This window comes from Spirosoma sp. KNUC1025 (assembly GCF_045160025.1).
Classification (GTDB): Bacteria; Bacteroidota; Bacteroidia; order Cytophagales; family Spirosomataceae; genus Spirosoma.
The window spans coordinates 2213062-2235425 of sequence record NZ_CP087139.1; the positions used below are offsets into that span (position 1 = coordinate 2213062).

The 22364-nt window shown below is 47.0% G+C and carries 24 protein-coding genes; 9 read left to right on the top strand and 15 right to left on the bottom strand.

Going from position 1 to position 22364, the window contains the following annotated elements; genetic code table 11:
* Nucleotides 1-114: 114 nt before the first annotated feature.
* From LN737_RS09595 to LN737_RS09605, 3 genes are all read right to left on the bottom strand, one after another.
* Complete coding sequence (locus LN737_RS09595; protein ID WP_405518294.1) at nucleotides 115-810, bottom strand: bifunctional 2-polyprenyl-6-hydroxyphenol methylase/3-demethylubiquinol 3-O-methyltransferase UbiG; 696 nt, start codon at nucleotides 808-810, stop codon at nucleotides 115-117.
* Nucleotides 811-1307: 497 nt separating this feature from the next.
* The gene (locus LN737_RS09600) at nucleotides 1308-2234 is read right to left on the bottom strand and encodes a sugar phosphate isomerase/epimerase (protein ID WP_405518296.1); all 927 of its coding nucleotides are present in this window, start codon (nucleotides 2232-2234) and stop codon (nucleotides 1308-1310) included.
* 101 nt (nucleotides 2235-2335) lie between these two features.
* Nucleotides 2336-2812, bottom strand: a complete 477-nt coding sequence (locus LN737_RS09605) for a nuclear transport factor 2 family protein (protein ID WP_405518298.1) — start codon at nucleotides 2810-2812, stop codon at nucleotides 2336-2338.
* Between the two features lie 487 nt (nucleotides 2813-3299).
* Between LN737_RS09605 and LN737_RS09610 the strand changes: the two genes are divergently transcribed.
* Nucleotides 3300-5174 carry a sigma 54-interacting transcriptional regulator gene (locus LN737_RS09610; RefSeq protein WP_405518300.1) on the top strand — a complete coding sequence of 625 codons (1875 nt, stop codon included), beginning with the start codon at nucleotides 3300-3302 and terminating at the stop codon, nucleotides 5172-5174.
* On the top strand, nucleotides 5162-5371 hold the full coding sequence (locus LN737_RS09615; RefSeq protein ID WP_405518302.1) for a helix-turn-helix domain-containing protein: 210 nt from the start codon (nucleotides 5162-5164) through the stop codon (nucleotides 5369-5371). The genes LN737_RS09610 and LN737_RS09615 overlap by 13 nt, the downstream gene beginning before the upstream one ends.
* A gap of 203 nt (nucleotides 5372-5574) precedes the next feature.
* Here the strand turns inward: LN737_RS09615 and LN737_RS09620 are convergent, their stop codons facing one another.
* Complete coding sequence (locus LN737_RS09620; protein WP_405518304.1) at nucleotides 5575-6576, bottom strand: type I glyceraldehyde-3-phosphate dehydrogenase; 1002 nt, start codon at nucleotides 6574-6576, stop codon at nucleotides 5575-5577.
* A gap of 448 nt (nucleotides 6577-7024) precedes the next feature.
* On the opposite strand from LN737_RS09620, the gene LN737_RS09625 reads away from it, so the two are divergent.
* A complete protein-coding gene (locus LN737_RS09625) occupies nucleotides 7025-7378 on the top strand; it encodes a cupin domain-containing protein (RefSeq protein WP_405518306.1) in 354 nt (117 codons plus the stop codon).
* Between the two features lie 134 nt (nucleotides 7379-7512).
* On the opposite strand, the gene LN737_RS09630 is transcribed toward LN737_RS09625, so the two are convergent.
* Nucleotides 7513-8265: an SDR family oxidoreductase gene (locus LN737_RS09630; protein ID WP_405518308.1), complete on the bottom strand. Its 753-nt coding sequence runs from the start codon at nucleotides 8263-8265 to the stop codon at nucleotides 7513-7515.
* A 529-nt stretch (nucleotides 8266-8794) separates the two neighbouring features.
* On the opposite strand from LN737_RS09630, the gene LN737_RS09635 reads away from it, so the two are divergent.
* Nucleotides 8795-9154 (top strand): hypothetical protein, encoded by a 360-nt coding sequence (locus tag LN737_RS09635; protein WP_405518310.1) that lies wholly within the window; start codon nucleotides 8795-8797, stop codon nucleotides 9152-9154.
* Nucleotides 9155-9170: 16 nt separating this feature from the next.
* Here LN737_RS09635 and LN737_RS09640 read toward each other — a convergent pair whose 3' ends face one another.
* Nucleotides 9171-10745 carry a histidine kinase dimerization/phosphoacceptor domain -containing protein gene (locus LN737_RS09640; protein WP_405518312.1) on the bottom strand — a complete coding sequence of 525 codons (1575 nt, stop codon included), beginning with the start codon at nucleotides 10743-10745 and terminating at the stop codon, nucleotides 9171-9173.
* Nucleotides 10709-11116, bottom strand: a complete 408-nt coding sequence (locus LN737_RS09645; RefSeq protein WP_405518314.1) for a hypothetical protein — start codon at nucleotides 11114-11116, stop codon at nucleotides 10709-10711. The genes LN737_RS09640 and LN737_RS09645 overlap by 37 nt, the downstream gene beginning before the upstream one ends.
* A 331-nt stretch (nucleotides 11117-11447) precedes the next feature.
* On the opposite strand from LN737_RS09645, the gene LN737_RS09650 reads away from it, so the two are divergent.
* Entirely contained in the window at nucleotides 11448-11666 is a 219-nt protein-coding gene (locus tag LN737_RS09650) for a DUF6965 family protein (protein ID WP_405518316.1), read from the top strand.
* Between the two features lie 20 nt (nucleotides 11667-11686).
* Here LN737_RS09650 and LN737_RS09655 read toward each other — a convergent pair whose 3' ends face one another.
* Entirely contained in the window at nucleotides 11687-11965 is a 279-nt protein-coding gene (locus tag LN737_RS09655; RefSeq protein ID WP_405518318.1) for a helix-turn-helix transcriptional regulator, read from the bottom strand.
* A gap of 534 nt (nucleotides 11966-12499) precedes the next feature.
* Between LN737_RS09655 and LN737_RS09660 the strand changes: the two genes are divergently transcribed.
* Complete coding sequence (locus LN737_RS09660; protein ID WP_405518319.1) at nucleotides 12500-12757, top strand: hypothetical protein; 258 nt, start codon at nucleotides 12500-12502, stop codon at nucleotides 12755-12757.
* A gap of 126 nt (nucleotides 12758-12883) precedes the next feature.
* Here the strand turns inward: LN737_RS09660 and LN737_RS09665 are convergent, their stop codons facing one another.
* Nucleotides 12884-13273, bottom strand: coding sequence for a hypothetical protein (locus tag LN737_RS09665; RefSeq protein ID WP_405518321.1), 390 nt, complete (start codon nucleotides 13271-13273; stop codon nucleotides 12884-12886).
* Between the two features lie 159 nt (nucleotides 13274-13432).
* On the opposite strand from LN737_RS09665, the gene LN737_RS09670 reads away from it, so the two are divergent.
* Entirely contained in the window at nucleotides 13433-13555 is a 123-nt protein-coding gene (locus LN737_RS09670; RefSeq protein WP_405518323.1) for a hypothetical protein, read from the top strand.
* A gap of 27 nt (nucleotides 13556-13582) precedes the next feature.
* Here LN737_RS09670 and LN737_RS09675 read toward each other — a convergent pair whose 3' ends face one another.
* Nucleotides 13583-13984 carry a T9SS type A sorting domain-containing protein gene (locus tag LN737_RS09675; RefSeq protein WP_405518325.1) on the bottom strand — a complete coding sequence of 134 codons (402 nt, stop codon included), beginning with the start codon at nucleotides 13982-13984 and terminating at the stop codon, nucleotides 13583-13585.
* Nucleotides 13985-14282: 298 nt separating this feature from the next.
* Here LN737_RS09675 and LN737_RS09680 point away from each other — a divergent pair, with 298 nt between their 5' ends.
* Together LN737_RS09680 and LN737_RS09685 are read left to right on the top strand one after the other, a co-directional pair.
* Nucleotides 14283-14810 (top strand): CopD family protein, encoded by a 528-nt coding sequence (locus LN737_RS09680; RefSeq protein ID WP_405518327.1) that lies wholly within the window; start codon nucleotides 14283-14285, stop codon nucleotides 14808-14810.
* A 247-nt stretch (nucleotides 14811-15057) separates the two neighbouring features.
* Nucleotides 15058-17397: a mechanosensitive ion channel family protein gene (locus LN737_RS09685; RefSeq protein ID WP_405518329.1), complete on the top strand. Its 2340-nt coding sequence runs from the start codon at nucleotides 15058-15060 to the stop codon at nucleotides 17395-17397.
* A 5-nt stretch (nucleotides 17398-17402) separates the two neighbouring features.
* Here LN737_RS09685 and LN737_RS09690 read toward each other — a convergent pair whose 3' ends face one another.
* The 5 genes from LN737_RS09690 to LN737_RS09710 form a co-directional block, all read right to left on the bottom strand.
* The gene (locus LN737_RS09690; RefSeq protein ID WP_405518331.1) at nucleotides 17403-18503 is read right to left on the bottom strand and encodes a DKNYY domain-containing protein; all 1101 of its coding nucleotides are present in this window, start codon (nucleotides 18501-18503) and stop codon (nucleotides 17403-17405) included.
* A gap of 202 nt (nucleotides 18504-18705) precedes the next feature.
* On the bottom strand, nucleotides 18706-19488 hold the full coding sequence (locus LN737_RS09695) for a sterol desaturase family protein (RefSeq protein ID WP_405518333.1): 783 nt from the start codon (nucleotides 19486-19488) through the stop codon (nucleotides 18706-18708).
* A 144-nt stretch (nucleotides 19489-19632) separates the two neighbouring features.
* Nucleotides 19633-20106, bottom strand: coding sequence for an anthrone oxygenase family protein (locus tag LN737_RS09700; protein ID WP_405518335.1), 474 nt, complete (start codon nucleotides 20104-20106; stop codon nucleotides 19633-19635).
* Nucleotides 20107-20664: 558 nt separating this feature from the next.
* Nucleotides 20665-21561: an NAD(P)-dependent oxidoreductase gene (locus LN737_RS09705; protein ID WP_405518337.1), complete on the bottom strand. Its 897-nt coding sequence runs from the start codon at nucleotides 21559-21561 to the stop codon at nucleotides 20665-20667.
* Nucleotides 21562-21608: 47 nt separating this feature from the next.
* Complete coding sequence (locus tag LN737_RS09710) at nucleotides 21609-22361, bottom strand: hypothetical protein (protein WP_405518339.1); 753 nt, start codon at nucleotides 22359-22361, stop codon at nucleotides 21609-21611.
* Nucleotides 22362-22364: the final 3 nt, after the last annotated feature.

A 22364-nucleotide genomic window follows, 5' to 3' on the forward strand; every position in this document is an offset into this window, starting at 1 on the left:
GCCTTTACGTTATTACGTTGGAAAACAAATTGGGATTGAATACATTGATTCAATCCCAATTGCACGTACCTATTGGCAGACAAGCAACGTGCTGACGTTACTTGAACACGCCTACTACCGTTTTTCCGCCACCAGATACATCTGCTGATCACCCAGTTGATAAGCTGCCTTTTCCGTCGAATTATACACGGCGATTGTGCGTAACCCGTAGCTGGACAGTATTCGTTTTATTTCGGACAGAGTGTACACAAAGTGCTTAAAGTAATGTTTTTCCGTATGCTCTCCCTTTGTATAACTGAGTTCGGTCAGCATACAACTCTCTTCGATCAGGTAAGTATTGCGGATGTCCATTATTAAGTCATCGAGAACGTAGTGGTTCGTTTCCGGAAAGTGCTGTAAAATACTTTCGGCCACCATCCCTGAATTGATGACAAAACGCGCCCCAGGTTTTAAAGCTGCCGATACGTTTCTCACAAAATCAGTCATCCCGTCGTACTCGAAATAGCCAAAACTGTTGCCCAGGCAGTATGCACCATCGAAAGAGGAGGTGAATCGCGTTGTTGTTACGTCACCGTATATAACCTGGACGGGGAGTTGTTCGGCCTCAACCTGAGCAGCTAGTTTCTGGAGAAATTCAGTGGATATGTCAATTCCTGTCATCGTAAACCCCCGCTTTGCCAGGGCTACTGTATGCCGCCCAAAACCGCAGGGAACGTCCAGCAGACTAGCGCCAGTTTGGCATTCAAGTACGTTCAGTAAGAAATTTACTTCTTGTTCAGTCCAGTTTGCGGTTGCTGCTTTTTCCCACATTTCGCAGTTTAAGCCAGCAAAAAAATCCTGATACCACTCTTTTTTATAACCGTGTTCATTTCCTGAAAGCTATAATTAGGCGTATGAGTAATGCTCATACGCCGTTGATTTAAAATTTGTTAGTTCGAAATTTGATCCGTGTCGGCCAAAATGTGCCATTCGACTGACTTAGATTATCCCTAAGCGTAAATCGTCTGGATGACGCATAATAACCCCGCTCAGGTACAGTCAGTAATAGCCATAGGCGTGCCTCAATGACCGGACGTACCGGATTCGCGAAAATTCGGGCAAACCGTGACCTTACTGGAGCCGAAACGCAAAGTCAGCTGAACCAGCCTTGATCGAACGGTTGGGAAGAGAAGACGTAACCCAATGTGGGTTTTTAAACAATGGTAGACACCGGCATTGATAGTTTAATGCGGTGTAAAATTAATTAACTGCCTGAGAGAAAAGCAACTACTCTTGAGCAAGCGGTAAAAATCAGGATCTCGACGTGATTAGTACGTAGCGTTTAGGGCTTTTTTTACTTTTTCGTAAAAGGCCGTCACTTTCTCTTTTGGATCGCCTTTACCCAGCGTTTCGATCGGTAAATATCCCCGATAACCTGACTCACGCACAATACGTACAATTTTGGTTAAGTCCGTGACCACTTCCTGCCCGTTGACAAACAGATTTTCCTTGATTTGCCACGTAGCGGCATAAGGGGCTACACTGGCAATTTGCGAATAAGGATCGCCAGTTTTAAAGCTGCCAATGTCGAGGTTGACCGCTAGCCAGTCTGAATTGACCCGGCGCACAATATCCAGTACGTGGTCGGCCGTCTGGATAAAATCCGCGTGATTTTGTAGAACAAGGATCACGCCCCGTTTGGCAGCGTAGTCTGTGCACTCACGAATGGCATCGACAACCCAATTCGTGACCTCGTCCCGATTATAATCTTTGGGCAGCTCTTTTCCGGTTCCGGCAAATACACGGATAACAGGAGCGCCCAGGCGGGCGGCAACATCGGTCCATTTTCTGACCAGTTCAACTTCAGCTTTTCGTCGCGTTGGGTCGGGTAACGTAAAATCATTACGTACACCCGTACCGCTGATGTCGAGACCAAGCCGAAATGCTTTTCGTTTAATTTGATAGAGATAGCTGTCTTCGGGCGTAGTTGGATAGTTTGGGAAATAATAGCCTGTCGGGTCAACAGCATCGAAGCCAAGTTCGGCACAAAAGACCAGTACGTCTTCGAGCGTCATTTGGCCGTTTGTCAGCGGTTCATTGAACGAATACAGATTACAGCTTAACCGGACACGGCCCGGATGGCCTGAGGCAACAGGAGCCTGCCAGTCTTGTGTGATCAAACCGGGCGATGCCAGAGACAGGCTGGCCAGTGCGGTTTTCAGAAAAGTTCTTCGGTCTGGGGGTAAGGTTTCCATAGTCGCGTAGATGATCGTGTAAACAGCGGTCTGTCTGGCAATACGTTTAGTAAGCTTTCTGCTGCCGGAAAATACTACTTGATCGTACGCATAGAAGTGGCTTATTCGGGTAAGTTGCCGTTTTCAGAACTGCTGTGCCCATTTGCCGAACCCATTGGCCCTTTGGCTGGTGGCAGAAAGTGACTGCGCAGCCTTTCTGTATCCCAGTGAAATACACGCAGCTCCACTACTTTTTCCTGGCTGAGTAGCCAATAGTGTATAAAGGATACAGTTATCGGTTCATCGCTTATGTGGAGTTTACCTTCTAGTTTGCCAGTTACAACAATCGATTTCTCCAGTAAACTGGCGTCGTCGGGAGCGAAAAAAATGAGTGAACTCAACTGAATGCTTTCGTAGAGTTTGTAAACATTTGACATGAGCGCCAGAAAGCCACCTCTGCCGTGGTATTCGCCACCGAAAGGTACGTTGTCGGGAATATGCAGTACGATTTGCTCATCCAGTACCGGCAAAACCCGGCTCAGGTTGCTGTCGGTTATGGTGCTGTACACGAGGTCAATAATCTGCTTTGTAGTGGCCATGATGGTAACGTGCCTAAACTATATGGCAACAAATAGTATGTATCAACGGAAATGCCACTGCCCTGAGGTAATCCGGGAATAAGTATGATGTGTAGCCGTAAAGAGCAAATGACTCATCCTCAAGGCTTCAGATTGCATGTCTGGACTAAAGGAGAGAATCCGCTGGAATACACGAAACTGGAGATCTCCAGAAAAACCGGACCTGTCCAGCCTGTTCGTGGCGGCCAGAGTTATGAGAGCAGTGATCTGAAACCAGCATGTCTTTTCAGGAATTTCTATTTCTGAATAAAACAGGCTTCAGTTAATTGGGCTTTTGGCCAGACGTCCAGTAAATTAGCTTTAGATTGGCAGATCGCAGTTAAAAAAAGCAGCTACCTGATGTTTTTGCGCGGCTTTTGTTCATCAAGGCCTGAAAAGGTGTAATTCTTGTTAGGTGACAGATTGAAAACACAGTCTGTATTCGGTAACCCATAACGCTTTTCGGACTATGCATCCATCCATCAACCCTCCTCTTTCTTCGACCGCTACGTATAAAATCCTGATTGTTGAAGATGAGTATATTATTGCCAATGATCTGGAGATTATTCTGACAGAAGCAGGCTATCCGGTTACGGGTGTTGCCGATTCTGTAGCAGAAGCTCTGCTGCTTATGGAGCAGCAAAAGCCCGATATGGTGCTACTCGATATTTACCTGAAAGGGAAGGAAACGGGTATCGATCTGGCTAAGATGCTGGAAGACAGAGCTATTCCGTTTATTTATATTTCTGCCAACGACAACCGAAGCGTACTGGAAGCTGTGAAGGCTACACAACCCAGTGGCTACATTGTGAAGCCTTTCCGGGAAAAAGATCTGTTAACTACGCTGGAAATTAGCCGGTACCGACATGCGCATAGTGTTGAAATGAAGTTGCGCGAAGAGAAAGCGCTTCAGATCGAATTGCTGGATGCTCTGTCGGCATCTGAAAGTTGGGAACAGAAACTACTCAATGCCTCCATACTCCTTCAGCCGCATATTCCCTTCGATTTTTTGACGATCAGGTACCAGAAAAAGGACGTCACCCATATTTTTAATTATTATCGGGTCGGCTTTTCGGAATATCAGACCATCAGCCTGACTGATATTCAGCAGATGACCGCTATGCCTGTCGACGAGTTGATTCAAGTACGGTCGGGTACCAAACAAAAAGGAGCGTTACGCTACAACGAAGAGGATTTTGACGAGTACTGTAGAAAGAATCGGTACGTACAACTGCTCGCGAAAACCTTCCGGCTCGAATCGTCGCTGGAGATTCCTCTGAACATAAACCAGCAGGATTTCTTTGTTCTCTCTTTCCTGAGCCGTAAATCCGATACGTACCTCTCCCGGCATGTAAGGCTGACGGAACGGCTGGAGCAACCGATCGTACTTATGCTGGAACGTGTTCTTGCCTTCGAAGAAGTGGCCCGGCTCAGTGAACAACTCCAGCGCGAAAACACGTACCTGCAGGAAGAAGTGAAAACATCGGCCAACTTCGAGGAAATCATTGGTCGAAGTCAGCGTTTACTACGGGTATTCGATCAGGTTACGCAGGTCGCTCATACCGATACCACCGTTCTGGTTCTGGGCGAGAGCGGTACGGGAAAGGAACTGATTGCGCGGGCCATTCATAATCTGTCAGTACGCAAGACTAAGATCCTCGTAAAAATTAACTGTGCTACCTTACCCGCTACGCTTATCGAATCCGAATTGTTTGGTCACGAAAAAGGGTCATTTACCGGCGCATTCGAAAGACGTATCGGTAAATTCGAGCTGGCACAGGGCGGCACCATTTTTCTGGACGAGATTGGGGAGATGCCGCTTGAGTTGCAGGCCAAACTGCTGCGCGTATTGCAGGAGAAAGAAATTGAACGGATCGGTGGCAAAACGCCCATCCGAATTGATGTACGGGTGATTGCCGCTACCAACCGGCATCTGGAAAAAGAAGTTGCCGAAGGGCGGTTTCGAATGGATCTGTATTTCAGGCTGGCTACGTTTCCCATTACGTTGCCCTCCCTGCGGGAACGCCCCGGCGACATACCACTGCTGGCCCAGTTTTTTGCTCAGAAATCAGCTCGTAAACTAGGTAAGCCGTTCCGGGGAATTAGTGATACGGTACTTAAGGAACTGGTCAATTACCCCTGGCCGGGCAATATCCGGGAACTGGAAAACATCATTGAACAGGCTGTTATTCTGAATGATGGCCAATCTCCGCTTACGTTGGGGCGTCCGCTGGTGAACAGCCTATTTGCCATGAATACGTTTCCGGGGGGGCTCAGCCCGATGCTACGTTCAAAAGCTACGGACAACCAGCAGGTTTACCGCCGAAAGATTTGCAGGATGTAAAACAGATTCAACAGGAAACCGAACGGGAGTATATTCTGGCAATTCTTAAGCAAACAAACGGGCGGATTCGGGGTAGTGGGGGAGCTGCTGAATTATTGAATCTAAAACCGACAACGCTGGAATATCGAATGGAAAAACTGGGCATCCGGAAAGTACTTTCCATTCAGCCGCCGACGGATCCCTCGAACGGTAATTGAGTACTCAGCCAGGCGCTCTCAGACAAACGTAACAGATTAACGCACGGCTGATAAGGAACCTGTTTAAACTTTCCAAAAGCAAGTAAAACTGAATCGTTTTTGTAGTAAATCCCAAACGTCAGTTTCTGGAAGAAAAAATGACGCGATCGAACTCAACTGGCACCAGTTGAGTTCGATCGCGTTTATAAAAATAGGATTGATACCTAAATACGCTCTGCCAGAAAAGCGGCCACTTCTGCCAATCGATTTGAGAAGCCCCACTCATTATCGTACCAGGCCGCTACAGACAGCAGGTTGCCTTCTTTCGCTGTCAACGGCAGGTCAATAATAGACGAATGGGGGTCTGCTACGATCCGGGATGAAGCCCACTGCTCCTCCAGTACGTCCATCACACCCTTCAGAGGCCCATCGGCAGCCGCTTTGCGGAAAGCATCGTTGACTTCCTCTACGGTACAGTCTTTTTCGGTAATCAGGTTCAACTCGGCGATGCTACCCGTACGCGTGGGTACCCGATAAGCTTTGCCAGTGATTTTGAGGTCTTTCCAGATAAACTGAAGAGCACGAGCCGCACCCGACGAGGACGGGATGATGTTTTCCGCAGCCGCCCACGAGTCGCGCCGGTCTTTCATTGGCTGGTCTGTCAGCGACTGTGTGTTGGTATACGAATGCACGGTTGAGAAGAGCCCGTACTGGATTCCGAAATTCTCCAGAATAACCTTTACTACGGCAGCCAGAGCGTTGGTTGTGCAACTACCCATGCTGATGATATGATGACTTGCGGGATCGAACGTATCGAGATTGATGCCCTTTAGCAGCACCGCATCGCAGTCGGCCAGGCTTTTACTCGGCGCACTGATAAGCACGTATTTGGCGCCCCGGTCGAGGTGTACCTGCGCACCAGCACGGGTAGTAGCACGGCCCGAACAGTCAACCACCAGATCAACGCCTAGTTCGGCCCAATTCGGCACTTCTTTCTGCGAATTGATATAGGGAATATCGCGCCCGCCAATTGTCAGCTTGCCTTCGCTTCCCGAAACAGGTTCATGCCAGCGGCCATAATTGGTATCGACCGCGAACAAAGCGGCCAGGGTCGGTTCGTCCCGGATATCGGATATAGAAACCGGAACAAACAGGTTTTGCTCTAAACCAATACGCAGAAACTGTCGGCCAATCCGTCCGAAACCATACAAAGCAATCGTTGCCATATAAAGTAAAATTAGATGAGGTTGCTAAAGAAAGAATATATTTTATGTTACAAATGTTTTGCCAGATTCGTTTTTCAGTGGGCTTTGTGTCAGAATTAATCTGGATGTTGAGTCGGTCGATTCCATCGGCGTACCATTGTCAGTTGGCATCAGCGGTGAGCAATTCAGGATGGAAAATTTGCAGTTCAGCCCGAAAAAGTACCTCTTCAGTTGGGCCAGGCTTTAGCGCCCCAAACAGTGCCCTCATCTTTGCCTTCGTAAACGACAATTACCTATCTACACCATCTCTTTTTTATCCGAACAAACCACCCTAAGCCTGTAGGCAAATGCTAGCTGAACAGACCACATCCATTCAAATCGATACATTACGTGCCTACCAGGGTGGTTTTTTCGGGTACTTGTTTCGCCTGAACAAACCGAGGGTAATTTCGCCCTAATCGATTTTACGATGCCCAAAGGAAGTGAACCTCCCCGGCACATTCACTCCTGGGAGGACGAAACGTTTTTTCTGCTTGAGGGTAGGGTGCAATTCGAAATTGGCGATAGCGTTATCATGGGTGAAATAGGCCAGCCTGTGTTTGGACCCCGGAATGTTGCCCACCAATTTATTATCCAGAGTGAACAGATACGTATGCTTACGGCCGTTACTCCCGGCGATTTTGCTAATTTCTTTTGGGATTTCAGTCAGTCTATCGATGACGTACCCACTCGTTTACAAGCTCCGAAAGGACCGCCCCCAGCTGACTTATTGGCTCGATTGACGGCGCAGATTACGGGTAGGTTTGGGGCTCGTTTTTTATAAACCAATTAGCGAATTAGCCCTCCAACATTGCCAGCTGCTTATCTTCATGGGTTCAGAATATGCTTTGAAAACATTCTGTCCACAGTTGGATATGCCAATTACGAATACCAAATCAGGGATCACAGGGGCTTGGCTCACAGCGTCATACCGCCATCTACAATCAGTTCGGCACCTACCACAAACGACGAATCGTCGGATGCGAAAAACAGGACCACTTTTGCGACCTCTTCTGGCCGTCCGAACCGATGCAGCGGAATCTGCTCAATAATGCCCTGATTCATCTGCTCCACCTGTTGTTCCGACAAACCCAACTTGGCCGATGTGTGCAAGGGCGTCTGTATAGGACCTGGGCTTACGGCATTGACGCGTATATTGCGACCAATGAGTTCTACAGACAGGTTTTTGGCCATCGTCAGCAGGGCGGCTTTGGTAGCAGCGTATACACTGGCGCCGGGGGCACCAACATGGGCGTTGATGGATGTATTCAGCACAATAGAACCACCCCGATTCATAAAGGGTAGCAAGGATTGAATGGTGAAATAGGCTCCTTTGACATTGGTGTTGATGCTTTCATCAAAAATTTCGGGCGTCACCTTCTCGAACGTAGCAAATTTGGCAACACCGGCGTTAATGAAAATGATATCGATAGCCGGGAAATTAGCTTCAATAAAACTCGTAACATGGCTTGAATCAGCCGAATCGCTGGCATCCCAGACAAAGCCATAAGCCTTATCACCTAATTCAGACGTAACTTGATCCAAGGTTTCCTGATTTCGACCGGTAATGATAACAATAGCTCCCTGTGCAATAAATTCCTGAGCAGTTGCCAGGCCAATACCACTACTGCCTCCTGTAATGAAGGCCACTTTATTTTCCAGACGATTCATAGTACTATGGGTTAGTATCAAATAAATTGACCGATTTATGTTACGTATTTAGAGCGGGTGGTTTGCTGATCTGATCATTTTGCAGGCAACCGTTCGTCTTGCCGAGCCATCCTTCACAAAGAGTAGTGTTTTTCGGAGATTTACTTCCATAAGGTTTGAATTTTATAAACTATTCAGCAAGCTTTTCGAAATCGAAACTTGCCTAACGCCCTAGTATATACGATAGGTGTTTTCAGATACAAACTGTTTCGTTACTATTGAGCGTGTCCCTATTTCTGATGATAATAATCACGCACCATGTGCGGCCTGCGAGCATAAATGTAGCTTCATCGAGAAACGAAACAACTGCAGATGCTACGTAAAAGCTTTTGCTACCTACTAATAGGTAAGCATGTGTATGTTTCTCACTAGCTAGGAAGAAAACAATCAATTGATACTAGTTACAAATTTAGTCTGATTCATGTAACCTATATAGCCCGTAATGCGTCTTAGTATACTAATGAATTAGTCCACTAAATAGCAGGAAACTATGCCAATTCGATTGGATCGCTTACGAGGAACAAATCAGATCGTGCAGGAAGTCGAGTTTGGTTCGGGCGATATACTTATGGTCGGTGTCCGTGATCTGGTTACGAATGTTGAAAACGAATTATGGTTTGTGTCGGATGGAGTACCGAAACCTAAATCGGACTGGACAGCTATAAATACGTGTGATTATGTATCGGGGCACCTTATTGACGAGTTGCCGACACAAAAAAACACGGTTGCTTTAGTATTTAAGGATCGGGACAGCATTGAGTTTATGATCCATACACTACGTGATATGTATAATCAAATGCCGCCGACCGCGGAAACGGATTTAGCCGATGCTACTGACGTACCCTACTGACAAATCTGCCCGCCAATCAGTAAGTAGTTTTCGACCTAGGCTTTATAACCTTCTCTTCCGTAAAAAATAAGCTGACCTGTAAGCCGCTTTCGCTGGTGATTTGAAGGTCGCCACCAAGTTGTTTGCTCAAACCCCGAATGAGGCTCATGCCCAGCGTACGGCTTCTGCTAGGATTAAAGTCGGCCGGTAATCCGATCCCATCATCACGAATTTGTAACCAATATTTCTGCGCATTCAAGACCGCTAGATTGATACTGATGGTTCCCCGTTGGTTGTGCGGAAAGGCGTATTTCAGTGAGTTGGTCACGGCTTCATTCAGAATCAGACCCACCAGTACAGCCTGAATGACATCCAGATTGACCGGCGCGACTGCCAGTTGCGCCTGAACCGAGCCCTTACTGTCGAACGAGTTGATCAGGTAATCGACAATCTCCTCGATGTATTCGGCCATCGCAACGCTGGCCAATCGGTCGGATTGATACAGTTTCTGGTGAATCAGCGCCATCGCATGTACCCGGTTCTGGCTCTCCCGAATGGCCGATAGAGCGGCATGATCTTTTAGGTAAACGCCTTGCGAATGGAGCAGACTGGTTATGATTTGCAGGTTATTTTTCACGCGATGGTGAATTTCCTTCAGCAGCCATTCTTTTTCCTCGACCAGCAATTCCAGCGAATGATTTTTCTCCCCAATTGCTTTATTCGCCCGCTGCTTGATTCGGTACTGATTATAAACCAATCCTAATATGCCAAGCAACAATATAAAGCTGGCAACCGTAACGTTACGTACCAGCGTCGATTTTTCGAGTTCCAGCCGGTTTTTGTTGTTGATATAACTTAGCTCGTTGATTCTGGCTTTCGATTTACTCAGATCATATTCTGCTTTCAGCGCTTCAATGTGTTGCGACATATCCTTATAAAAAAAGCTGTCGGCCAGCGCATGTTCGCGCTCTTTGGTCATGAGTGCTTCCCGGTAATTACCCTGTGTTTTATAGAGTTCGGTGATCTCCCGGAGGTACCGCATTTCCTGCTTATACGCTTTTTTCTCACGGGCCAGCAGAGCCGCCTGTCTTAAGTAAAAAATAGCTTTTGACGGATTGTCACTGCCATACGTTCTGGCAAGGCCATACAGTGTTTGCAGTTCGCGGAGGTAATTATTGATCTCTCTGGACCGTATCAGCGCTTCTTCCTGTAAAGCAATGGCTTTCTGCTTGAAGCCCTCTTTGGCATAAACAGAAGCCAGGTTATTGATCATGGTAATATTGAGCCCTTGATATTCAGGGGCTTTGCTTAAGCTAATTCCCTTTTTCAGGTAGCCCTTTGCTTTGTCGAACTCGCCCGTTTGCCGGTAAATAACCCCAAAGTGGTTGTAGATATTCAGCGAGATGTTTGAAAAAGGAAGCCGCTTGTTGAATTGCTCCGCAGTTTGTAAGTAGCGTAAAGCCTGATCGTAGTGGTTTTGGTCGAGATGGGCCCAGGATATACTGTAATGCGCTTCCATGATACCGAACGTATCCCGGCTGGTCTCGGCCATTTTCAACGCCTGAAAAAAATGGCCTATGGCTTTATCGTAATTGCCGTTTCGTAAGGCCACAACGCCAATACGTATCGTGACGGTGGCAATATTTTTTTGGAGTCCGCTTTTTTAAAGAGACCCAGCGCCCGTCTGTATTTCTTGTCGGATTCCTCAAACTTACCTTTGTTATCGTCAATCATGCCCAACTGAACGAGCATTAATGCGACCCCGCTACTATCGCTCTGATGTCGGGCAAACTCAATTCCTTTTTTGGCCAGGTACGTAGCAGAATCGGGGTTCAAATACCGGTAGTGTTTAACCTGGCGCTCAAAATCAACTATAGATGCGGGCTTTGCTCTGCTGATGACAGGCGTTGGTTCGGTCAAACGTTGACCAACTGCACAGGCAATACTGCTGATTAAAAAAAGAACAATCAGTTTATAGCGCATAACGCGTAAGGCTGGTTAACAGATCAGTTCATGAAAAAGTCTCCGGATAAACGTATTCACGATCCGATGATTTTCAATATTCCACGAACAATACGATTCTGTCTGCTAATTGTATGCCATAAGCCAGGGCATCGGCTAAATGGTCAACTGAGAGCATGAATCGGCTGGATAAGAACAGCTATGCGTCTATAGCTCCAGTTTTTTGGAGTTACTGTATTTCTACGGATTTTCCGTATTCACAGCAGCCACCCGGATGAAGAGAAAGGAACCATTCTCTGGTTTATGGCTGGCCGGGTAGTTATTCAACAGGTTTGCTGCTTATTTTTGCGGCATGCAATTGAGTCGTGAATATCAGGAGTTAGTCGATTTCTTTTCGGGCCGGGAATTACCAACTGGTCCTCAGCACATAAATGAGTACAGCGTTTTTCTGAGTCTGTCAGGCGCCGTAAACACAAATTTGCAACGTCTGTATAGTGGTGTTGAAGCAACGAGCCAATCGGCCGCCAGAATGCTTAAAGAGGTACAGCAATGGCTGAACCAGCAGGGTTGATTCAGCCATTGCTGTATATGCTAACGCGTACTTAACAGAAGTCTTATTACCTCCAGCAGCGAAGTATCTGCTAATGAGTAGAAGATTTCTTTTCCTTGTCGTTTGCTGGTGAGCACTCGCCGGTCTTTCATTTTTATCAAGTATTGCGAGAGCAACGACTGTTCGATCTGAAGCTGTTCCTGTAAGGTCGATACGTTTACAGATGGCTGTTCGGCCAGAGCTAACAGTATTCGAATTCGGATAGGATGAGCGATAATTTTCAGGATTTCTGCCGCCTGATCGGTTTTCTGGTCATTCATTGGATGAGGAAGGTTTATAAATCTGCAATTATAGGCAATGTACCCATTCTAACAAATGAAAACAACTATATTATATCGATTTTTCATTTGTTACAAACTAATGTATCCAAATTTAGATAAACTGGTTCTTTTTTGGTGAAATTTATAGATACAGGACATTTGTTAGATAAGCGCCCAATCGTATGAAACCAAGTACTGCTACATAGGTAAAGCTGTCAAAAATCAGTTTGCTGGCTGATTTAGGTCATGTGGTAGGCAGACAGTTAGCCCCAACTTTGTTCTATCAAACGTACGCATTAGGTACTACATGGATTGGTAGGGGATAAGCTAGCGTATGGAGGGTGAAAGATTTTTTAGGTTATGAGGTAAAAGAAATAAATGCCCGGTCGCGTTGAGCCGGGCTTTTTTTGCCATTGCCGACTATTAGTCATTTTGCTGTAAGAGATACTAACTGATGTAATGGATATCGTCTACCCGTAGGTTTCTTGCCCTGTTTTATTTTATTGGTGTTTGCTGAAAAATCTACTCGTCATTATGGGAAAGCAATCCATTTTTGTTCTGGCCATTATCCTTTCTCCGTTGCTGATCCGAATGACATCGCCTACGCTTTATATCAGCGATTCGGAAAGCAATCCGTATAGTGGGCCAGTACTGGCAATACTTATGGATATAACCTGTATGTGGGTAATTCTCCTGATTATTATGACGTCGAACCGGCTGATACGCTGGATACGTAGCCGACGTACTCTAAGCAGAACGCAACTCGAGAGTTCGAATAAAATTTCCGGTTGAAGCCACCAAAGCCTTGTGCTGTTTCACCATCTATCTACTGATATTTTATAGATCGTACTGGTTAACCGACTGACTATCTGGTATATACTTAGTGGATGTCCATCTGTGAGTTAGGTAGATATCCTATCAAGAGGCTGATAAGGACGCCAGCAAAAAAACGTTTTCTGCCTCATGGTTTAGTTCTTCAATAGCCTGCGTGTGAGCCGCCAGTTTTTTGTATTTGTTCTTTCTGACTAAACGATCCATCTGGCTAGCCTGACTCAAATCCATAAGTAACTTTTCTAATTCTTCCTGCATTTTGTTAAGCAATCCGGTTACTTGACTAATCGGGCATTGGCCTATACACTCGACATTAGTCAGAGATATATTCTGATTGTGGTTGTGTATGTCAAGAAGGCCAATTACCTGCTTGTATCGCTGTTTAAAATCAGCAACTGCTGACAACCATTTTGCCAATGTATCCGCTGGAATTTGGTCCTTGGGTGAATTGGTATTTTTTGAAAGTTGAGCTTTCATGCCGTTTGTTTAACTTTCCCCGTTTTTTCTGAGCAAAAAGTTAAACAAAGCTCGTATATAATTTGTGTAATTTGTTAAAATAAATTTTTTAATCAACACTCTATAAATTTATATGTACAAATATGAATTGCTTTTCATAGGACATATAAACACTTTTTCATGTTTCCACTAATTAAGCAGCAACTTGAGATTGGTGAGCGAGTGAGTCGGGTGAACAAAACTGTTCATCTTGATACGTTCTACGGCCAGCCTGAGCTGATATGGACAGGCTGGCCGTATTAAAGAATTAACAGGTGTGGGTAGAAATAGTTAATTAAGAGCAACCGACCGGCTGGGAGTACTGGGGCGCTGACTTAATAGTGTTACAGTGTGGGTTACCACTTCCAGGCCGTTCGTGATTTCCAGTTGGTAGACGCCATCGCTCAGCTCGCTCATATCCAGTCGCATACGTGATGTTTTGGCTTTCTTGCCGATACGCCGAAGGTAAACAACTTTTCCGGTGCTATTTTTCAGGTAAACATCTACAGCTCCCGTTGATTCCTTATCAAGGGCAATGTTGAGTTTTCCGTCCAGACTCGCGTAAATACCAGTTTTATAGGAAGCCACACCCGCTGGGCGGCCAATGGGATTATTGTTATCCGCTACAGATACAGAGAAAGTAACAAGGCTTAGCGAGAAAGCGACGAATAGCGATTTGATGAGGGTTTTCATGGTGTTATAAGGGATTGTGGATTATGTCCGCCTTGGACGTAACAAAGGTCTTATACTCTTCTTATTTGCTCTGTTACATATGAGTCGAAGAATAGTACTTTTGAGAAAAGCATACCAATAATGCCAATTCAGCCAACGGAACGTATCATAATGACCCACTAACTGGCAGGACGCTTTCATCACCGGGGAAGGGCTGAGCAGATGCCTGAGTAACGGATTGCGGGATGGGCTGCATAGGTTAAAAGAGCGGAGCAGGGCGTATATTTGCCAGTGAGTTCCGATTTCTCCAGCTTACGTCATGACGTTCTTCTATAGCAAAGCCCTCCATATCATTTTCGTCGTTACCTGGTTTGCGGGTTTATTTTACATACCCCGCCTGTTTATCTATACCACGGAAGCACAGACGCAGGATGAGCCGGGACGTAGCCTGTTGCAAAATCAATTTCGGCTGATGCAGCGCAGACTCTGGTATGGTATTACGTGGCCTTCGGCCATCATTACGCTGGGACTTGGCCTGACTACCTGGTACAACTACGGTGCAACGCCCAACTGGTTAATTTATAAACTCGTGCTGGTCGCCGGGCTGTATGGCTACCATGGGTTTTGTCATGTACTGTTTCGGCAGCAGCAGCGCGGAGAATTCCGCTACACATCCACACAGCTCCGTATCTGGAATGAAGTAGCTACCCTGTTTTTGTTTGCCATCGTTTTCCTGGTGGTGCTTAAAGACGCCCTGAATATGCTCTGGGGAATGTTGGGTTTGTTTGCGTTGCTGATCGTTCTGCTGGTGGCGATACGCGTTTACCGACGCCTTCGGAAAGGGTAATCGTCGTTCGTTGCTGATGAACTTACGGCTATTTTGCCAACCCTACCCGGCTATTCTTCGTTAATCAAACAGAGGTCATCAAACGCCTGGCGGTACGATTCCATAGCAGACCAGGCTATGGACGCCTGGTTTGCGTTGCTATTAATCCAGGTAATTCAGCCCAAATATGTTCGCCTGAAAGCGATAAAACGGTATACACTGGGCTTCACCGCGGGTTTGATCAAGTAATCAACCTCTTTACAATTTCATGACTATCAGGCGATTTTTTGGAGAATTTCTGATCGTTCTTATGGTGGCTATTGCTGCACCGTCAGTAGGGCAGGATACAACCATCGTTCAGCGGCAGTCGGCCGGCCAAACCATTCCGGATACCTTATTATTTAAAATTCAGAAAGCGCAATCGGTTATTACTGAACTCAAAGCAGCTAATAAAAAGGGTTACGGCATAGCGCGCATACAGGCCGGACTGGCCGACGTAAAAGCGAGTGTCGCTCCCGTTTCGGCCGATGTAAAAGCACACCGGAAAGCAATCGACACGAAAAACCTGGCAAACTACAATCTGATTCTCAACGATGCGCTGGAAAAGCTGGCGAACTGGCGAACGGCGCTTTCGAAATCAAACAACGATCTTCAGAGCCTCCTCGATCAGGTGCTTGTGCTGAGTAATGATTCCTTACTGACGGTAGCCGGGAATGATACGACGGAAAAGAAGCTTTATGCCGATCAGTTGGTCAGTCTGAAATTTCAATTGCAGGATGCGGGCACCCGTACGAGCGCTCAGCTGAATATAGTAAGCCGGTTGCTGGCCGATGTGTCGGGAACGTATCTGAACATCAGTAACCTGCAGACGACTATCAATGATCAATTACAGCGATCAACCGTAAATACGTTCCGGAAAGAGTCGCCTTATGTGTGGGAGGCTCCGGCAAGGCTGAACACCGATAATCTGCAGACCATCCTACGGTCAAGTTATCAGGGGCAGCAGAAAATTCTCAAATACTTTTTTGCATCCACCTGGGACAATCGGTTCCTGCTGCTGCTTCTGTGTATTGCGTTTTTTGTCTGGGTATATACCAACTATAAAAAAGTGCGGACGCCTGCATTACAGCAGAAAATAGGTGTTGTTGATTTCAATAATCTGCGCCCCGTACCGATTGTGGGTTCACTGATTGTTTTACTCAACCTGACTCCCCTGTTTGAGCCCGAATCGCCTTCTTTATACATCGAGCTTACCCAGTTTCTGCTGTTGCTGGTACTTACTCTTCATCTGTGGAAGCGCTTTACAAAGCAGGATTTATGGCTGTGGCTGTTAAACGGAGTGCTGTACATCCTCCTGATCGTTACCAATGCGCTCGTAGGCGATTCGTTGTTCATGCGGCTCTGGCTAATCGCGCTGAATATCGCTTTTTTGTACATCGGTCTGGTCTTTTTCAAACGACTTCAACGCAAGACTGCTATCGACCGGCTCATTGGTTCGGTGGCCAGGTTATACCTGTTGTTACAGAGCCTCGCTATTCTGTCGAATATGTTTGGGCGACTCAGCCTGGCCAAAACGTTCAGCATCACGGCTGTTGTTGGCCTGGTTCAGATTATTGGTCTGAGCATATTCATCCAGCTATTTTTGGAGGCTCTGGAGCTACAGATAAAAATAAGCGCCTGCTCGGATGGGCTATTTTCGCGGGTGAACGTAAATCACATACGGCGGTCGTTTAAGAAAGGGCTATTTTTTGTCGCTATTGCGCTCTGGTTGCTGGTCTTTTTCATCAATTTGGGACTGGCCGATAGCCTATACACCTTCTTTTATCATATACTCACAAAACCGCGTTCGTTTGGGAGTGTTACGTTCACGCTGAGCAATGTACTGTCGTTTTCGATCATTGTGTACCTGTCTAGTCTGTTGCAGAAAAATATAGGCTTACTTTTTGGTGAGAGCCAGCTTCCGGTTAAAGATGGGCAGGTCGAGCAGATTAGCTCGGTTTTAGCGTTAATTCGGCTGGTTATTATTATTGCCGGGGTTCTGCTGGCCGTAGCTGCTTCCGGTATTTCGATCGATAAGTTTACGGTTGTGCTGGGCGCGCTCAGTGTCGGTATTGGCCTGGGTATGCAGACCATTGTCAGCAATTTTGTGTCCGGGATTATCCTGATTTTTGAAAAGCCATTTCGCATTGGCGATTACATTGAGCTGGCCGATAAAAAAGGCCGAATACGCGATATTGGTATCCGTTCCAGCAAAATGGTCACTGGTCAGGGCTCAGAGGTCATTATACCGAACGGTGATTTACTATCCAATCGATTGGTGAACTGGTCTACCAGCGCTACGTACTTAAAAACGGAGTTTAACCTGAAAGTAAGTAACGAAACGGACCTGCAGACGCTCACAGAAATCATACAGAAAGAAGTGGGCCAACTGGACGGTATTCAGTCAACAATGCCCCCGGAGGTAATCGTTACCAATATCAGTGGGGATAGCATTGAGTTGAAAGTATTGGTGTGGATAAAAAGTATCTACACAGAGGCTGGTCTTAAGAGCGAGTTATTAAAACGGCTGGTGGTCCGATTTAGAGAGGCTACTATTAAACTGATGTAGCTAGGTCATGGATTCTCCAGATTAACCCGCTTGCCCCCATAATACGAATGCATTTTATCGGCGGCATCCCGGTCGGCTTCATTGCTGACCAGCGCAAATGAAGCAAGGTCGGCCCCGTTTAGTGCTTTACCGTTATAATACACCCGTTTCGCATCCTTGGCGTAGCCCAGCTCCAGTACCTGAAAGGTTGTTACGTCACTTCCGTTGAGTAATTCACCCTGATAAAAAACATGCGTACTGTCCTGAGCGTACTCATCAGCCAGAATCCTGAACGTAGCTTTATCCGCGGGTTTGATCAGCTTATCCCGAAAATAAATGTGGCTTGTGTCAGCTGCATAATCAAGTGTGTAGGTATCCCACAGCTTAAATGAGGCCGGGTCAGCCATTTCCAGCGGTTTATCCTGATAAAAAGCGTACGCTTTATCGTTGGCGTAGTACGTGCCCACAACCGTAAAACTGTTTGCATCGGCCAGTAGAACAGGACGTATTCCGGGCGAAGCCGGGCCGTCCAGTTTAGCCCAGGCGTAATACACCCGCTTTTGGTCCCTGGCAAAGTTTTTACTTAAAACCTCAAACGACCGACCGTCGCTGCCGGGTATTGGTTTCAAGTCGTAGTAACCAACGTTCCTGTCTTTCCCGAAGCTGTAGTCAAGCGGTTCGAACGAAGCCACATCCGTAACAGCGAAGCCAATGCCCTGATAATAACAACGTAATACATCTCTGGCATACTCGTTACGTAGTACCTGAAATGAGTTGGCATTGGCCAGATGAACCCGACGGACTGTATTCTTCCGACTGCTTTCAAACAGCTTAAAATCTATGTAATTATCACAATAGTAGACCGTTGCGTCATCCTTTCCATAATGCTCGTCGAGGGCGGTGAAACTGGCGCCCTTTACTCCGTCGATGAGCTGGCCCCGATAGTAAGCCTGATTTTTATCTTTGGCAAAAACGTCATTGAGGGGTTCAAACGTAGCATAATCGGCGGTGCGAATCGGTACGTCTTTGTAATATACAGAACCGCTCTTTTTCTGGTAACTGGAATTTTTGCATGACGCCAGAATGCCCAATCCGGCAAGTGACAGGAGTATACGCAGAATCTTCATGGTCAGAAAACAGCTAAGAGCGCAAACCGTAAGGTTGCACCCGAAGAGCCTCCATTACGTGATCGATTCTTAAAAGTACGACCCGAAGAGGGGCTTCGTTAGCGGGGATTGGCAACCGGGCTCGCTAAACTAATAACAAGTGCTTTTGCTGGTACAGTTGACAGGGGCTATTCGTAGAGTCAAACTGCTCGTAGTCGATTTGTCAACGTAGCGGATTCTTGCTCTTCTGGGTAAATAACCGATGGAAGTCTGGACTTTCGGTGTTCATCCATTTATCCCAAAAGGTAAAATAAAGCCCGTAGTTGAAGCGGAATTGCGTATGATGCAGGCTATGATGCGTGGCGCCAATCAGCCAGCGTCCCAGCCAGTGCCGGTCAAAATCGCGGGGGTAGATTTCTGTATTCAGGTGGTTGATGGCGCCCGACATGGTCATAATTATCAAAATCAACCCAACGGCCGAGATATGTAAGGGCAGCACAAAGGTTAATGCCGGAATAACAATAGCCTGTAACGTACTCTCGATAGGATGGAATGAAAATGCCGTCCAGGGGGAGGTTGTAAGGCTGTCATGGTGGGTTTTGTGTACCAACTGATAAACGCCCGGCCGGTGCATCCACCGATGAAGCCAGTAATAGTACGTCTCATGAATGAGCATCACCAGAACAATACTGGCCGGATACCACAACAGAGGATAGTCGCTGACGTGGTTATAGATTCGGGTGTAGCCATGCTGATAGGCCAGAATAACGCCCAGCGCTATGGCCGTGAAAATGAGGGACGTAACTACCGACCAGCCAATTTCCCGCAAATTCTGGCCGGGTTTACGCGGGCGTGTCTGCACAGTCCGATCGGCAAACTGATCTTTCATGGAAACCTTGAACAGCCACCAGAAGCCTAGCGAAAAAAGGACGTATCGCCCAAAAATCGCGAGAAAGAAAAGAAGCGCTGTGAGCCCGAACGACGACAGGCTATTGATTTGAATCATAGTACCCGATCAACTTTGTTAAGCAAACACCGATGGTGTGGTTTAAGTTGAGAGTTAGTGCAGTTTCGGGCCGCTGTTTTTTCGCTTATAAAGTTGCAGTAAAATAGTTACGATAATATCGTTTTTTGCTGCTACGGCCTGTTTTTACAGGGAGAACGCTCGCAAAGCAGCTATCCAGGCGATCAGGGTCAGCAGGTTTCGGATATAGTTCAGGCCAATCCATAACGAGACCTGGCGGGACACGTCGGCTGTTGGAAATGTATCGGCATTCTGCAACCTGATAGCCGTTGGAATAAAGAAAAAGAACGTAACCAGGCGTTCGGCGAGCGTAATCAGGGCTGCGGCCAGCCACCAATGGTGCTTAGGCTGAACGGATTGCCAGGCAACCACTACGTTTGCCAGCGTGAGGAGGGTAAGCGGCAACGTTGTCACAAATCCCCAGAATTTCCGGCCAGTATCGGCTTCCCGCATGGCTGCTGTATCGACACGATACGTCGGCTGAGCTGATTTAATAAACCACTGGGGAAGTACAATCCGCATTTCGTAGATGCCCGCTCCAAAGGCAGTACCCAGATTCAGAATGAACAGGGCTAGTAAGATTTCAGATGGTTGACTCATACGTATCAATGGTCCAGTTGTTCCCTGTTAAGTATCCGATTGCTTAATCAGGGCTGGAGCAAAAGTAGCAGCCTGGTCAGGGGCGCGCCAGTTGATACTGACCAACTACCCCATTCCTGGAGTCAAGTTCGGTTTCGGCGGAGTTAACGTAACAATTTTCCAGTAAGCCAATCAATCATAGAAGTTAACCCTTCCTGATTTCGTAATCAACGAAAGGCAAGGGAAGGGTTTAACCCTGATTGCTTTATTCATGGCCCCACCAGATTTGCTGACGGGCGGATAGCCGACGACGCCTGGCAGGTCTGACGGGCTTGTTTACGAGGGTTTTAAGTAGGCGTTTCATGAGTCTGTTGTTTTGTAGTTTACTGGTTCAATTAACAAGTGAATGAACGGCTCGAACAGGCGTCGACGCCGTTAGTCATACAAAACTGTGCGGATGAATTGCCTAAACCATGAAGATCTGAGGTAGAGTGCCAAAAGTATTGATTGAAATGGCGATAAAAAGGGCCCAAACGGAGCGGTCCCCTAATCCTTTCGCTACGTCATTGTTAGGTATCCTTATGTTGGCTGCCGTTTTCCAACGCCTGCGTTTTCGGATACTTCACCCGCGAAGCCAGCCCAATCGATGTTGTCAATTCCCTTGGCGACAGTGGCCGTAAGCTGCTGAAAAACGATCATGCCAAATGGCATAGGAACCAGCGACTGCTCGGCTACGTCGAGCAATAACCGCATGTCTTTCCGGATCAGGGCGGGCAGGGCTCCAACGGGTTGATAAACTTCTTCGGCAATGAGTTTGCCATAGTTTTTATAGACGGGGGAGGCAAAGAGGGTATTGCTGAACAATTCCCACATGGCTTTCCGCTCAACACCGTTTTTCTCCCCCAGCGTAAACGCTTCGGCCATGGCTTCAATGGCGCAGCCAAGCAGAAAATTACCCGCCAGCTTGACCACATTAGCCGCGCCGACCTCTTCGCCAAAATCATAAACGCCCTGTCCGATCAAATCCAGCAGCGGCCGAATCTGGTCTTTCGCCCGTTTCTCTCCCGATACGCACAGCCACAAGGCTGCTGACCGGGCCGCATCGGGCTTGCCAAAAACTGGACAGGCTACGTAGGTTGTCTTTCGTTGCTGGTGTTCCCTCGCCAGTTGACGAGCTGTTTCGGGGGCAATCGTGCTGCAGGAAACGTGGATGGCTGATTCACACATGGCCGACAAAAATCCCTCAGTGCCTAGTGCTACGTTTCGCAATGCGTTATCATCACTGAGCATGGTAAAAACCACGTCGGCACTGGCAACTGCTTCGGCTGCCGTATCGGCCCAGTGAGCACCCGCCTGCAACAGACGCTCCGCTTTATCGGAACTCCGGTTAAAGACAGTAAGCGAATGGTCGCCTTTCAGCAGATTATGAGCAATAGCCTGGCCCATCTGGCCTAAGCCAATAAATGCAATGTTCATGGTTTTTTCGTTTTTTAACTAAACTCCGAAAACCGTCTGTCGGGCTATCAAAACACCCGTCCGGCCATCAAATTAATGACCGTATTTATCAGAAAGGCAATGCCAAACGAGGCTGCAATTGAAAATGAAGGCAATAGGTACGCTTGCAGGAACAAAAAGGTAGTAAATCCCAGTAAGCCGATCACCAGCCCCCGAAGCGTAAGGATAGCAGCATTACTGCCCTGAAGCATGTGTGAGAAAATAGCCAGCACTGAGGTCATGATCGGGAATGGAGTGAGCAAGCCGCTCCACCTGGGCCCCAGCATATTAGCCAGGCCCGTGATCAGCAGCACAAACAGCGTAGCCACAGCCATTCGGATGGGAATGTCGAACGGCAGTCGGCGGGTGTTGGTTGACGTCTCGATTGGGACAGGAAAAAAACGTAACGCAACCAGTACGTAGCCTATCACCAGTACGTAACTCACTACTAAATTCAATTCTAAATAAATAAACAGCAGGGCCGTAACTGCATAAATTCCGTATGATAGCAAAAGCGTTGGCAACCAGCTAAGGTTTCGGGAAAAGACAGAATAACTCAGGCAAAAACTGATCAGGGCCATAATGCCTGTCATGGTCCCCTGAATCGAGTGAATACCAAATACTTTCCCTTGCTCAAGAAGGAAAAACAGAAGAATGGGCCCGGCTGTCCAGGGCATACTTCCAATCAATCCTCCTATCTTATTACCCCACTTCCGAGTCGCCAGGGTGACTAAGGCAATGACTGCCGGAATGACTGTAACTTTGATAAGGAGAAGATTCATGAA